The 12,673-nt window shown below is 60.4% G+C and carries 12 protein-coding genes and 1 tRNA gene; 4 read left to right on the top strand and 9 right to left on the bottom strand.

All coding sequences use genetic code 11. From position 1 onward, the window contains the following. The first annotated feature begins 12 nt into the window (after nt 1-12). Nucleotides 13-657, top strand: coding sequence for a DNA-3-methyladenine glycosylase (locus FHT84_RS06390; RefSeq protein WP_169645113.1), 645 nt, complete (start codon nt 13-15; stop codon nt 655-657). A 112-nt stretch (nt 658-769) separates the two neighbouring features. Next, nucleotides 770-1,327, top strand: coding sequence for an HNH endonuclease (locus tag FHT84_RS06385; protein WP_015341304.1), 558 nt, complete (start codon nt 770-772; stop codon nt 1,325-1,327). A gap of 191 nt (nt 1,328-1,518) precedes the next feature. Here the strand turns inward: FHT84_RS06385 and FHT84_RS06380 are convergent, their stop codons facing one another. From FHT84_RS06380 to FHT84_RS06355, 6 genes are all read right to left on the bottom strand, one after another. Further along, the gene (locus FHT84_RS06380; RefSeq protein WP_169645112.1) at nt 1,519-2,031 is read right to left on the bottom strand and encodes a disulfide bond formation protein B; all 513 of its coding nucleotides are present in this window, start codon (nt 2,029-2,031) and stop codon (nt 1,519-1,521) included. A gap of 18 nt (nt 2,032-2,049) precedes the next feature. Beyond that, the gene (locus FHT84_RS06375) at nt 2,050-2,643 is read right to left on the bottom strand and encodes a YqaA family protein (RefSeq protein WP_169645111.1); all 594 of its coding nucleotides are present in this window, start codon (nt 2,641-2,643) and stop codon (nt 2,050-2,052) included. Nucleotides 2,644-2,972: 329 nt separating this feature from the next. Further along, nucleotides 2,973-3,467, bottom strand: coding sequence for a DUF4411 family protein (locus tag FHT84_RS06370; RefSeq protein WP_183761414.1), 495 nt, complete (start codon nt 3,465-3,467; stop codon nt 2,973-2,975). Further along, nucleotides 3,464-4,630 (bottom strand): ImmA/IrrE family metallo-endopeptidase, encoded by a 1,167-nt coding sequence (locus FHT84_RS06365; protein ID WP_169645109.1) that lies wholly within the window; start codon nt 4,628-4,630, stop codon nt 3,464-3,466. Before FHT84_RS06365 ends, FHT84_RS06370 begins: the two co-directional genes overlap by 4 nt. Before the next feature lie 274 nt (nt 4,631-4,904). After that, nucleotides 4,905-4,989 (bottom strand) — tRNA-Leu (locus FHT84_RS06360). A gap of 142 nt (nt 4,990-5,131) precedes the next feature. Further along, the gene (locus FHT84_RS06355) at nt 5,132-6,430 is read right to left on the bottom strand and encodes an MFS transporter (RefSeq protein WP_183761411.1); all 1,299 of its coding nucleotides are present in this window, start codon (nt 6,428-6,430) and stop codon (nt 5,132-5,134) included. Between the two features lie 235 nt (nt 6,431-6,665). Here FHT84_RS06355 and FHT84_RS06350 point away from each other — a divergent pair, with 235 nt between their 5' ends. Continuing rightward, entirely contained in the window at nt 6,666-7,253 is a 588-nt protein-coding gene (locus tag FHT84_RS06350) for a TetR/AcrR family transcriptional regulator (protein WP_183761408.1), read from the top strand. 103 nt (nt 7,254-7,356) lie between these two features. Here the strand turns inward: FHT84_RS06350 and FHT84_RS06345 are convergent, their stop codons facing one another. Together FHT84_RS06345 and FHT84_RS06340 are read right to left on the bottom strand one after the other, a co-directional pair. After that, nucleotides 7,357-8,151, bottom strand: a complete 795-nt coding sequence (locus tag FHT84_RS06345; protein ID WP_183761405.1) for a methyltransferase domain-containing protein — start codon at nt 8,149-8,151, stop codon at nt 7,357-7,359. A 388-nt stretch (nt 8,152-8,539) separates the two neighbouring features. Next, on the bottom strand, nt 8,540-9,520 hold the full coding sequence (locus tag FHT84_RS06340) for an aldo/keto reductase (RefSeq protein ID WP_113249100.1): 981 nt from the start codon (nt 9,518-9,520) through the stop codon (nt 8,540-8,542). Between the two features lie 254 nt (nt 9,521-9,774). Here FHT84_RS06340 and FHT84_RS06335 point away from each other — a divergent pair, with 254 nt between their 5' ends. Further along, nucleotides 9,775-11,415, top strand: coding sequence for an AMP-binding protein (locus FHT84_RS06335; protein ID WP_183761402.1), 1,641 nt, complete (start codon nt 9,775-9,777; stop codon nt 11,413-11,415). Here the strand turns inward: FHT84_RS06335 and FHT84_RS06330 are convergent. After that, entirely contained in the window at nt 11,402-12,673 is a 1,272-nt protein-coding gene (locus FHT84_RS06330; protein WP_183761399.1) for a GNAT family N-acetyltransferase, read from the bottom strand. The two genes, FHT84_RS06335 and FHT84_RS06330, sit on opposite strands and share 14 nt — an antisense overlap.

Here is a 12,673-nt window from a genome sequence, read left to right as displayed (position 1 = left end):
CCACGAGACGCCATGCAGATCATTCGCGACGAGCGCGATATCGAACAGGGACTGGCTTCGCTGCTGAAGATCGACCCGCGCCTGCGGCCCGTTGCCGCAGAGGCCGGCACCTTGCCGTTGCGCCTGCGCGAACCGGGCTTCGAAGGGCTTGCCCATATCATCGTGTCGCAGGTGGTCTCGCGCGCCAGCGCGGATGCGATCTGGGGGAAGATGATCGCCGGCATGGGACAGGTGACCGCCAAGGGCTATGCCGGGCTGGAGCCGGAGGCATGGCGAAGCTTCGGCCTGTCGCGAATCAAGCACGAGACGCTGGCGCGCGTGGCCGAAGCCGTTGCCGGCGGCAGCCTCGATCTCCATGCGCTCAGCGCCGAATCCCCTGAAAAAGCGCTTGCCGAGCTGACATCGATCAAGGGAATCGGCCCGTGGACGGCCGAAGTCTATCTGATGTTCTGCGGCGGTCACGCAGATGTGTTTCCAGCCGGCGACGTCGCGCTGCAGGCGGCCGTCGGGATGGCTTTCGGCCATGAAGTCAGGCCCTTGGCCAAGGCCGTTGCCCTGGAAGCCACGGCTTGGGCGCCCTGGCGCTCGGTCGCGGCCCGGCTTTTTTGGGCCTATTATGCCGTGAAAACGCGCCGGGACGCGCTGCCTATAGTTTAATCGGCGGCCTCCCCGAAATTGCCTTTATGCACTGAATTTATTGGACTTCACAATCCTGTAACAACCGGCCTAATATACAAGATGTAGATGCCGAATCGATCAGGAGGGTTCCTTGACGATTGCAGTCTCCCCGCAGTCCTTGCCGGCGCTCGTGCTGAACGCTGACTACAGACCGCTGAGTTACTATCCCTTGTCGCTCTGGTCCTGGCAGGACGCGATCAAGGCGGTTTTTCTTGACCGTGTGAACATCATCGCGGAATACGATCAGTGCGTGTCCTCACCGAGCTTCTCGATGCGGCTGCCGAGCGTCGTATGCCTGAAGACATATGTGCAGCCGTCCCGCAATCCCGCCTTCACCCGCTTCAACGTCTTCCTGCGCGACAAGTTCGAATGCCAGTATTGCGGCTCCCATGACGACCTGACCTTCGACCACGTCATCCCGCGCGCCCATGGCGGCGAGACCACCTGGGAGAATGTCGTGGCCGCCTGTTCGCCGTGCAACCTGCGCAAGGGCAGCAAGCTGCCTAAGCAGGCCGGCATGTTCCCGGCGCAGAAGCCATACCAGCCGACCGTGCAGGACCTGCACAACAACGGCCGGCTCTTTCCGCCGAACTATCTGCACGACAGCTGGCTCGACTATCTCTACTGGGATTCGGAACTGCAGCCGTAGGATTTCCTTCTCCCCTTGGGGAGAAGGTGGCCCGAAGGGTCGGATGAGGGGGAGCGGCGGCACGCAAATTTGCCTTTCGCTTGCCGCTCAAGGCCCTCGTCGCTTCGCTTCTCGTCCCCCTCATCCGGCCGCTTGCAGTTTCGCTTTGCTCACCTGCTCGCGCCCACCTTTTCTCCGCGGGAGAGAAGGGGTCAACCCGCCTTCTTCGCACCCACAAAAGCAATAGCAGCCAGGATGACGCTGGCGATCACGTTCCAGCCGGCCATGGACAGGCCGAGGATGCGCAACGCTGCTTCCGTGCAGGACGGGCCTTTGATGGTGTTCAGCTGGCCGAGCAGGTCGCCGGCGTTCTGCGTGACGCTGCTGGCCGTGGTCGAGCAGGTGGTCGGGCCTTCCCAGAAGTGCCATTCGACGCCGGCGTGATAGACGCCGATGCCGCCGCCGACAACCATCATCAGGCCGGCGATGATGAGCAGCCCACGGGTGATCCAGGAAGGCAGGCCGGCGATTGCCGTCAGCACGGCGATGATGGCGACGGGGATGCCGTAATAATACGGCTGACGCTGGTCGAGGCAGAGCGCGCAGGGGATATACCCGCCGATATACTGGAAGCCGAGCGCCGAGCCGATGACGACGATCATGCCGATCGTCAGCAGGACGCCATAGCCGAGGCCGGCGCGGGAGGAAGGCGAAGTCATGGACATGCGTTGAGGGCTCCTTGGTCAGCTCGCCAGGGCAAAATGGAAGATGCCGTAGAGGGCGATGAGAACGGCGGCGGCTGCCATGGTGATCTGGCCCAGGCGCTTCTCGATGAAATGGCGGATGGATTCGCCATAGCGGCGAAGCAGGAAGGCCAGGAGAAAGAAGCGCCCGCCGCGCGCGACGATGGCGGAGATGATGAACAAGCCGAGATCGATATGGGCGACGCCGGAGAGGATGGTTACCACCTTGATAGGCGGCAGATGCGCCAGCCCCGATGTGACCAGCAGCAGGAGCACCCATTCATAGGTGATGCCGGCGCTCATCTGGTTGAAGGCGTCGAGCTTGCCATAGAATTCGAGGATCGGCTTGGCGATGGTCTCGAAGGCGTAATAGCCGAGCGCCCAGCCGGCAATGCCGCCAAGCACGGAGGCAACCGTCGCCGTCAGCGCATAACGCCACGCGCGCTCGGGCTTCGCCAGCGACATCGGCAGGAATAGCACATCAGCCGGAACGAGGAAGATGGAGCTCTCGACGAAGGCAATCACGGCCAACCAGATTTCCGCCGATTTGCGGCCGGCGAGCGACATGGTCCAGTCGTACAGTCTACGAAGCATAGGGCCCCCTTTTTGCTGCGTTGCAAACCTTTAGGGGGCAGGATTATGGCTGTAAATGGTCAGCGGGTGAGGGAAGTGGCGGAAAGGCAAAATTTTTCGTGATGGTTTGGGAGTGAGGTGGCGATACTGCAGCATTCGCCGGGCTTTCTCAGTAGTGTTCGGCAAGCATTTCGTTCAGAACAAGGCGGATACTACATAGACATAGAGGAAGCTGGCGAGGCCATGCCGATCATGGAGTTTCGTGACCAATGCCGTATGTACGCAAATAACCCCCAACTTCGATGATGGCTCCGGTGATGAAGCGCTGGCCATCGAGGGGCGAACAATAATTAAACGGACCAGGTAAACTGTGTGGAGAAGCCTCGTAGCGCGTCAAACATATTAATGTATTTCACATCAAAGGCATTGCAGACATCGGGAATCAGAACCCTCTTTTTCGAATTTGGGCTGGGCAGCTCGTGAGTGATCACGGTAGCGCTCATGCTCCTAGCTTTCGCTATTAACCAAGGATCAGCATCGTCAAGAAACTTTGCTACGGCCTGCGATGTATATTGTCCAGAGGAGATGTAAGCGGCAATTTCTCCGAAATTGACCTGAGTTTCGCTATCATCGACCTTCAGGAACCACTCGGCATCTTTTCGATCATGAGCCCATGCCGATAGTTCGTCGTCTCCGCGAGTCAGTTCCTCCCTGACATTCACGATGGAGGCAACTTTTACACCACAGGCGCTATCCATCCAGTCCCAGAAACCAGGGCAAATGTCGAATGCGTAATAACGATTTTTTGCTTCGATAAAGACATTCGTATCGAGCAGGAAATTCATTGCGCGGCTCGTGTTTTATTATGGAAGGCCATAAGTGTGGCCGGCTGAGTGTTCAGAAGGTTTGCCGCATGTTTCAGCAACAGGCGCCCGCTCATTGCCTGCGCCATCACCGCGTTGGTGAATCTGATTCCGTTGCGCAATGGGAGATTGTTGTAAAAGCTGCCGCCGCCTTCGCTGTCCGCCTTTGCTTCCTCCCAGCCAGAACTTTCAAGCGCATAAAAGCTCTTGTAATGGCTCTCGTCGATAAGCCCCAAATCGAATGCACGGCGAGCGATAACGATACGGCTCACCTTATAGACCCTTGCCAATCGATCGGCATTGCTGATGACAGAAGATTCGTGATCCCAGCGGCTCGCAAAGCCATTTTTTGGAACCAGAAATTCTGCGGCAATCTGATTGCACTTCTGCTCTATTGCTCGGTTAACGCCGTAATCGGACTCGCCTATAAAGACGTTCGAAACGCCGCTGGTACCGATCCATATGTGCGCAAGCTCGTGCGCAAGCGTAAAAATCTGCGCAGCTTTGGCGTCTCTTCCGTTGATAAAGATCAGCGGCACCAGCGGATCGCTGATGGCAAATCCACGGAACTGGCTAACAGACAAGGGTCTGTGGGTATTACTTCCGACGATACCGTTGCGGATAACCCATATGCCAGCATCCTCGGCCTTGCCGATTAGCATCCGGAGGTGTGTCTCCCAATTGGCCGTTATCGGCTCTCTGGAGGCTCCATACAGTGTTTTACGAATGTCAGCGGCGACTGCTTCCGGATCGGCGTCCTTGGAGAACTTGCCCACGAATTCGAGCTTCAGATCATCATAGGCGATCAAATGGTCTTTGAACCAATCCCGCTTGAATAGGATGTCATTGAGCAAATCCCTAAAATTTGCATCTAGGCGCTTGGAGGGGTCGCTTCCGACCGTTCTAAGATCAGGAATCGACAACTCTTCCTCTGGAGGCTCCTTCAGAAAAAGATAGCCAAACGGGATGTGCAACACGGAGGAAAGCGACTTAGCTTGGCGAAATGTCGGTCGGTCGATGCCCTCGAGCCATTCGGCCAATCGCTCGGGCTTTACCGGCACCTTTTTGGCAACGGCATCGAGCGGCATGTCGGCGCGATTTACGGCCCAAGCCAGTATCTTTTCATTGATCAGCGCTTCACTCATGCTGATGGAACGTCCAAGGCCGCAACAGGTTCTGTGATACATAGCAGAATTTGTTTATGGAAGCTTGCGCAGGCCATTACGGGCAACTTTTTTGATGCGGTGGCAAAGGCGAGGCTGTAAAGCTGACTTGGATAATAGGAAGTCGAGGTAGATCGGCTGCTGGGATAAGCAAAGGAAATTCAGTCCTGCACCAAGCGAAGATGGATCGCGGGGATATAAACAATTAGATAAAGCGAATTTAATTTCGCGTGTCGATGTAGTTGCTTAAGAAAAGTGGTGCCCCATGCCGGAGTCGAACCAGCACTTCTTTCGAAACTCGATTTTGAGTCGAGCGCGTCTACCAATTCCGCCAATGGGGCAACGGATCATGACGAGGCGGCTGTCTAGCATGTGAGCGGCGGGGCGCGCAAGCCGGAGATCGCAGATATTGCGAGTGTTTCCGCAGGGTTGCGGTTTAGCCCATGGCGTAGTGGACGCCATGGGCTTTTTGCCGTTTGAGGCTCAGTGAGCCATGGCCGGGCCTTTGCTGATGGAACCGGACTTTTGCAGGGTGATCGCCAGGATTGCGGCGAGCAGGCAGAAGGCGCCGGCGACGAAGAAGGCGGGAAGATAGGTGTTCAGCTCCGTGCGGGTGAGGCCGGCGCCATAGGCGGCGGTGGCGGCACCGAGCTGATGGCCGGCGAAGACCCAGCCGAAGATGAGGCCGGCCTTTTCGCGGCCGAAGCGGTCGGCGGCGATCTTGACGGTCGGCGGCACGGTGGCGATCCAGTCGAGGCCGTAGAAAACGGCGAAGATCGACAGGCCGTAGAAGGTGAAGTCGCTGAAGGGCAGATAGACCAGCGACAGGCCGCGCAGGCCGTAATACCAGAAAAGCAGCCAGCGATTGTCGAAGCGGTCGGAGAGCCAGCCGGAGCCGATCGTGCCGAAGAAATCGAAGATGCCCATGACGGCGAGCACGCTGGCGGCCGCGACAGGCACGATGCCGAAATCGCCGCAGAGCGTGACGAAATGCGTCTGGATCAGGCCGTTTGTCGACAGGCCGCAAATGAAGAAGGTGGCAAAGAGGATCCAGAAGGTCGAGGTCGTGGAGGCCTCCCGCAGGATCGACAGGGGCGAGGCAAGCGCGGCCTTCAGGTTTTTGGTCGCCGGCGGCGGAGGCGTGATGTGGATCTCGCCGACCAGCGGCAGGTTCATGTCAGAAGGGCGGTCGCGCATCAGGAGCAGCACGACGAATGCAGCGACGACGATCATGCCGCAGACGAAGAGCACCGTGGTGCGCCAGCCGTAGCGCGTCGTCAGCTCCGCCATCAGCGGCAGGAAGACGAGCTGTCCGGTGGCCGAGCTTGCCGAGAGCATGCCGATGACGAGGCCGCGATGCTTGGTGAACCAGCGCGTCGAGACGGTCGCGGCGAGCACCATGGCGGTGAGGCCTGTGCCGAAGCCGATGATGATGCCCCAGCATAGCAGCAGCTGCCAGACTTGCGTCATGAAGAGCGAGCCGATGAAGCCGACGGCAATGGTCGCCAGCGCGAAGACGATGACCTTGCGCACGCCGAAATGGTTCATGAAGGCGGCGGCGAAGGGTCCCATCAGGCCGAACAGCAGCAGCCGCACGGCAAGTGCCGAGGAAATGGACGAGGTGCTCCAGCCGAACTCGTCCTCCAGCGGCTTGATGAGCACGCCGGGCGCGCCCATGGCGCCGGCCGTGACCAGCATGGTGAGGAAGGTGGCGCCGACGACGACCCATCCATAGTGGATGTTGCGCCGGGCAAGCGTCGAAGCAAGGGCAGTTGAGACCATGAGGTGCGTTCCGATAAGGTTGCGTGTCTTGGCGTCAGGATCGGGAGATTTGCGAAAGCGCTCGATCGCGGATGGCCGGGGGTACCGTGTCCACTTCTAGCGCCATGCCGTTCTCCCGGCTTGAACGTTTGTGTAAAGGCATTTACATGATTGCTATCATATTTGTTGCGTATTGATGATGGTCATCATATAAATTGTCAATGCAGATTTATTGATGCTCTGATGGAGTTTTTTGATGAGAGTGAGCCGGGAGAAATTCGCCGAGAATCGCGAGAAGATCCTTGCCGTGGCGGGCGAGCTCTTTCGCGAGAAGGGTTTTGACGGCATCGGCGTCGCCGAGATCATGAAGGCGGCGGGGCTGACGCATGGCGGTTTCTACGGCCATTTCGATTCGAAAGACGAGCTTGCCTGTGAGGCGAGCAAGGCGCTTGTGGCTCGTTCGCTGGAGCGCTGGAAGCAGGTGGCGTCAAGCTCGCCCGACCAACCGCTGGAAGCGCTGCTTGCCCATTATCTCTCGCATCGCAACGTGGTCGAGCACGCGACAGGCTGTGTCTTCGCGGCGCTGACGCAGGAGGTCAGCCGCCACGGCCCCGAGATGCAGTCCACCTTCACCGGCGGCCTGATGGGGCTGGTCGAGGTGCTGGAAGAGATCGTTCCCGGCCAAACGCCGGAGGAGCGACGGCGCAAGGCCTTTGCCAGCCTCTCGGCCATGGTCGGTGCCGTCATCCTGGCACGCGCCATGGACAATCCCGAATTGTCGCAGGAATTCCTGTCGGCGACCCGGCAGGAGCTGTCGCCGCCGCCGGGTGAAGAAAAGAGCTGATCTATAGCGGTTCAGCTTTTCACGGAATCTCTGAGATGCTCTATCTCTTTGTTATCTCGCAATTCCGGACGGAAAACCGCTGCGCACTTTTCCTGGAATTGCTCTAGTCGCGGAAGGCGAGCAGCCCGTTCGCCTCGACGACCTCTCTGAATTTGCCGTCGGGTGCGACTGCGAGCAGTTCGGCGCGAAGTGCGGCTTCGAAATCGGCTGCCTTGTTCCCCAGCGCCTGCGGCGAAGTCGACGACATCGAGAAGATGCGGCCGACGATCTCTTCGATATCCCTGGTGTATTCCGAGACGATGCCGATCCGTTCCAGATTGCGGAAGGGGGAGGCGAGCAGCATGGCTTCATGCGGCGCCCATTCCTTGCTCCGGCGCATCTGCCGCTCCGCGCTGCGCTCGGGCGAATAGGTTTCCATCAGCGGTTCAAGGATGCCGCGCCAGTTCGGCTCCGCCAGAATGTCTTTATCGTGAAAAAGCACGAGGGCGCCGTCCGGCTCGATCAACTTGTCGAGGGCCTCAAGCGTTGCCGGCCTGTCCATCCAGTGGAAGGAGCGACCCATGACGCAGAGGTGCAGCCTGCCGATATCGGGGCCGAGATCGTAGGAAGAGCCTTGGCGGATGCTGATATCGACGCCGGCTGCCTTCGCGCCGAGCGCGGCTTCGGCGAGCATTTCCGGTTCCGGATCCATGGCGGTGACGGCGGCACCCTGCAGCCGCGCGAAGGCGATGCCGAGCTGGCCGGGGCCGCAGCCGAGGTCGAGCACATGGTCGCCAGGCTCAAGCCCGCTGCGCTCGGCGACGCGCTCGATCAGCCTGTCCGGATAGGGGATGCGATAGCGCAGATAATAGGCCGCGGTCGATTGAAATCGCCGCGCCTCGAAGGGAACTGTGATCATTGGATATCATCCTCGGGGGTAGGGAATCATGACCTGTTAAGCCGCAACTGTGACCGGTTCGTGAAGTCACTTTTGCGCGATTTGCCGCAGGCTGCATGGCTTCGGCTTCGGAGCTTGGGATTATCTCCCACCTCCTTCTCCCCTCGGGGAGAAGGTGCCGTCAGGCGGATGAGGGGGCCTGCCGAGAGCAAGAAGATCCATGAATTCAAGTCGGCCAGCCCCCTCATCCGACCCTTCGGGCCACCTTCTCCCCGAGGGGAGAAGGGTTGCGCGGCAACCACTTCATTTCACATTTCATATGCAGATTGCTCTACCGGAAGAGGGGTGAGAGGCCAGACAGCCAGCCGCAATACCATCAGCCCAACCTGACCAGCTCCAAAATCCCGGTTCACTTGAACCCAGCAACTCCATGCGGAACGTAGGGGCTTTCCAGCGCGCCGATTTCCTCCGGCGTCAATTTGACCTCCAGCGAGGCGACGGCGTCCGTGATGTGGCCGGGCTTGGAGGCGCCGATGATCGGGGCGGTGACGGCGCTTTTCTGCAGGATCCAGGCGGTTGCGACCTGCGCGCGCGGGATGCCGCGTGCCTTGGCAACGGTGCCGACGGCATCGACGATCTTGCGGTCGGCCTCGAGCGCCTGGGTATAGAGCGTCTTCCCGAATTCGTCGGACTCCGTGCGGGCCGTCGCTTCATCCCAATCGCGGGTGAGGCGACCGCGAGCAAGTGGGCTCCAGGGGATGACGGCGATCTTCTGGTCCTCGCAGAAGGGCAGCATCTCGCGCTCCTCCTCGCGGTAGAGCAGGTTCAGGTGGTCCTGCATGCTGACGAACTCGGTCCAGCCGTTGAGGCGGGAGATGTAGATCGCCTTGGCGAACTGCCAGGCATACATGGAGGAGGCGCCGATATACCGAGCCTTACCGGCCTTGACGACATCATGAAGCGCTTCCAGCGTTTCCTCGATCGGCGTCGTATAGTCCCAGCGGTGAATTTGATAGAGATCGACATAGTCGGTGCCGAGACGGCGCAGGCTGTTGTCGATTTCATCGAAGATCGCCTTGCGCGAGAGGCCTGCACCGTTCGGGCCGGGACGCATGCGGTTGAAGACCTTGGTGGCGAGCACGATATCGTCGCGGCGGGCGAAATCCTTGATGGCGCGGCCGACGATCTCTTCCGACGAGCCGTTGGAGTAGGTGTTGGCCGTATCGAGGAAGTTGATGCCGGCCTCGATCGCCTGGCGCAGCAGCGGGCGGCTGTCCTCCTCCTTCAACGACCAGGCATGCGTGCCCTTGTTGGGATCGCCATAGGTCATGCAACCCAGGCAGATGCGTGAAACTTCCAGACCGGTGCGGCCAAGCTTTACGTATTCCATCGCTATTCTCCGTCCATTCGATTACCCGGCGCAAAGAGGCTCGCCGCGCTGAGGGCGGCGGAGTGCGTGCGTCACCAAATTAATCCGACGGCCAGGCTTGCCGTCGATCGGTGCGTCAGTTCGTGAAGAGCTTCGAAGTGTTCTTCAATAAATAAGGCAAATCATTTGGCAGGGAAGACGGCAATTTCAAATGTTTCCTTGAACCCCAGAGGCGACAGGTGTTAGCTGCACCGCACCATTTTCTGGAATTCCGCATGAGATTGCCCCCGCGTGACACTTACGATGCCCTCTATCGCGACTTTCGTTGGGAGATTCCGGCGAAATTCAACATAGGACATGCTGTTTGCGATGCCTGGGCCGAACGCGAGCCCGATCGGGTCTGCCTCCAGCATTTCAATCCGGACGGCAATCACTTTTCCATGACCTATGGTGAGTTGCGTGATCGCTCCGCCTCTTTCGCCCATGCACTTACCGCGCTTGGCGTGCAGCGAGGAGATCGGGTGGCGCTGCTGCTGCCGCAGAGTTTCGAGACGGTCGTGGCGCATGTGGCGATCTACAAGATGGGGGCGATCGCCCTGCCGCTGGCCTTGCTATTCGGTGCCGAGGCGCTGGAATACCGGCTGAAGGCATCCGGAGCATCGGCCATCGTCACCAACCGCTTCGGCCTCGAACGGCTGCGTCCGATCCGGGACGGGCTGCCTGAACTCGCTCAGGTGATCAGCATCGATGGCGCGGAAGAGGATGTGGCCGGCTTTGCCGATCTGGTCGCGACCCATCCGCCCTTGTTCGAGGTGGCCGATACTGGCCCGAATGACCCGGCATTGATGATCTTCACCTCGGGCACGACCGGGCCGCCCAAGGGCGCGCTGCATGGCCATCGCGTATTGCCGGGTCACATCCCGGGCATGCAGTTCGCCCATGAAGGCTTTCCCAAGGCCGGCGACCGGCTCTGGACGCCGTCGGACTGGGCTTGGGCCGGCGGCCTCCTGAATGCTCTGTTGCCGAGCCTGATGCTTGGCGTCCCGGTCGTTTCCTCGCCTGCGCAGAAGTTCGATCCGCACATGGCGTTCCGCATCATGGCCGAGATGGAGGTGCGCAATGCCTTCATTCCGCCGACGGCGCTGCGCCTGCTGAAGGCCGTCGATAATCCGCGGGCGCATTACGATCTCAAGCTGCGCACGATCGGTTCGGCCGGCGAGGCGCTCGGCCGCGAAACCTTCGAGTGGGCACGCTCGGCGCTCGGTGTCAGCGTCAACGAATTCTTCGGCCAGACGGAGTGCAATTTCGTGCTCTCTTCCAGCGAGGCCTTCGGCGTCAGCCGTGCTGGCGCGACGGGCAAACCGGCGCCCGGCCATCGTGTCGCGATCGTCGATGCCGATGGCGTCGAGGTTGCAGTAGGAGAGGCGGGGCAGATCGCGATCAGGCGGCCCGATCCGGTGATGTTTCTCGGCTACTGGCAGAACGAGGCGGCGACGGAGGCGAAATTTGCCAATGACTGGCTGCTGACGGGCGATATCGGCCGGCAGGATGCGGATGGCTATATTTCCTTCGTCGGGCGCGACGACGATGTCATCACCTCGTCGGGCTATCGCATCGGCCCGAGCGAGATCGAGGATTGCCTCGGCGGCCATCCGGCCGTGCAGCTTGCCGCGGCTGTGGGAAAGCCGGATGCGGTCAGGACGGAAATCGTCAAGGCCTATGTCGTTCTCGTGCCCGGCCACGAGCCAAGCGAGGCGCTCGCGGCCGAAATCCGCGAGTGGGTGAAGACCCGGCTTTCCATGCACGAATATCCGCGCGAGATCGAATTCGTCGATGCTCTGCCGCTGACGACCTCAGGCAAGGTGATCCGCCGCCTGCTGCGCGAGCGGGCGATGGCCGAGGTCAGCGTTTCGTAAGCGACAGGATCTTTTCGCGCAGCAGCTTCGCCATGTTGCGGGTGCTGCGATACATGTGGAGCTGCGTGGTCACCTGGCGGACGTCGCGGTCGCCGTTCGGCATCAGGCCGATAATGAGCGTGCCCATCTCCTCGCGTTCGTGCCAGAAGCGGCTCATGATCGGATGATCCGGTACGGCGCAGGAATCGGAGCGGACGACGTTGGCGTCATCGAGATGCCATTCCGTCAGTTCGCCCATCAAGAGCTTGCCCGGTGAAAAGCGGGCATAGGCCTCGTCATAGGCGGTCTTCCACGTATAGGCTTCGCCGCCCATCATCAGCACGATCATGGAGGCGATCGCCTTGCCGTCGAGGTCGATGGTGTGGATGCGCACCGCGTCGATGGCCGCTAGATTGGAGATTGCTTCGCGGGCGAAGGCGGCATGGTGGCGATCCGTGACGAGGGCCGACCGCTTCTTGCCCTTCCAGCCGCTTGCTTCCAGCGCCAGGAATTCTTCCATGCGTCTGTGCACGTCGCCCGGCTGGCGCGCGACGTTGTAGCTGACCTCGCCTTGATTTTCCAATAGCCGCCATTGCCGGCGCATTTCGCGCAAGTGCGCGTTGGAAATCGTCCGCTTCAGGTAGGCGAGCGCGTCGTCGTTGCTCTCAAGCATCGGCCGCTGGAAAGGATTGGCGACCGCGATCGGCAGGTTCCTGCCGATGGCGATGACTTTCGCCATTTGAACGAAGCGGCCGTTCAGGCGCACATCCGGCAGCACGAGCGTCGTCGGCAGGTGCAGTTCCGGCCGGGAGAGCGCTTCGAAAAGATTGTCGAGCGTCTCGCCCGCATCCTCCGCATCGACGAGCGGCGTGCCGAGCGGGCCGAAGGAGTTCGACCAGACGCGAATGATCGAGGGCCCGATCGCAAAGCCTGGCTTGTCGACAGTGAAGGGCATCAGCAGACGGATGCGGCTACGCGTGCTGCTGTTGTCGCGCATCAACGCAAGACGCACCTGCCGGTCCTCCAGCCGCGGCATGGCGGGCGCCAGGAAACGGCCGGAGAAGAAGACGTTCGGTTCTATGGCGCGGTTGGACAGGAAGTCCAGTTCGTCCTGCAGCTCGTAGCCGAGCTTGCCGGGATAGAGGCAGAGTTCGCGGCCCACGCGGCCGATCTCGACCCGGGCCTCGGCCTTCGGCGTTTCGAAGTGCAGCGCTGCGAGCGTATGCGTCAGGGCATTCACTTGGCTGTCGGTACTTTGGGTGTAGGGAGGGCGTGCCAT

Source organism: Rhizobium sp. BK289 (assembly GCF_014193575.1).
Classification (GTDB): Bacteria; Pseudomonadota; Alphaproteobacteria; order Rhizobiales; family Rhizobiaceae; genus Rhizobium; species Rhizobium tropici_C.
The sequence above is the reverse complement of the archived record's forward strand: the minus strand, read 5'-3'. Positions and strand labels throughout refer to the sequence as shown.

Bases quoted from the DNA above. Each gene is read 5' to 3' on its own strand.
- FHT84_RS06375 (WP_169645111.1), bottom strand. From the start codon at position 2,643: ATGCTTCGTAGACTGTACGACTGGACCATGTCGCTCGCCGGCCGCAAA.
- FHT84_RS06350 (WP_183761408.1), top strand. From the start codon at position 6,666: ATGAGAGTGAGCCGGGAGAAATTCGCCGAGAATCGCGAGAAGATCCTT.
- FHT84_RS06365 (WP_169645109.1), bottom strand. From the start codon at position 4,630: ATGAGTGAAGCGCTGATCAATGAAAAGATACTGGCTTGGGCCGTAAAT.
- FHT84_RS06345 (WP_183761405.1), bottom strand. From the start codon at position 8,151: ATGATCACAGTTCCCTTCGAGGCGCGGCGATTTCAATCGACCGCGGCC.
- FHT84_RS06390 (WP_169645113.1), top strand. From the start codon at position 13: ATGCAGATCATTCGCGACGAGCGCGATATCGAACAGGGACTGGCTTCG.
- FHT84_RS06340 (WP_113249100.1), bottom strand. From the start codon at position 9,520: ATGGAATACGTAAAGCTTGGCCGCACCGGTCTGGAAGTTTCACGCATC.
- FHT84_RS06335 (WP_183761402.1), top strand. From the start codon at position 9,775: ATGAGATTGCCCCCGCGTGACACTTACGATGCCCTCTATCGCGACTTT.
- FHT84_RS06380 (WP_169645112.1), bottom strand. From the start codon at position 2,031: ATGTCCATGACTTCGCCTTCCTCCCGCGCCGGCCTCGGCTATGGCGTC.
- FHT84_RS06330 (WP_183761399.1), bottom strand. From the start codon at position 12,673: ATGGCACGCCCTCCCTACACCCAAAGTACCGACAGCCAAGTGAATGCC.
- FHT84_RS06370 (WP_183761414.1), bottom strand. From the start codon at position 3,467: ATGAATTTCCTGCTCGATACGAATGTCTTTATCGAAGCAAAAAATCGT.
- FHT84_RS06355 (WP_183761411.1), bottom strand. From the start codon at position 6,430: ATGGTCTCAACTGCCCTTGCTTCGACGCTTGCCCGGCGCAACATCCAC.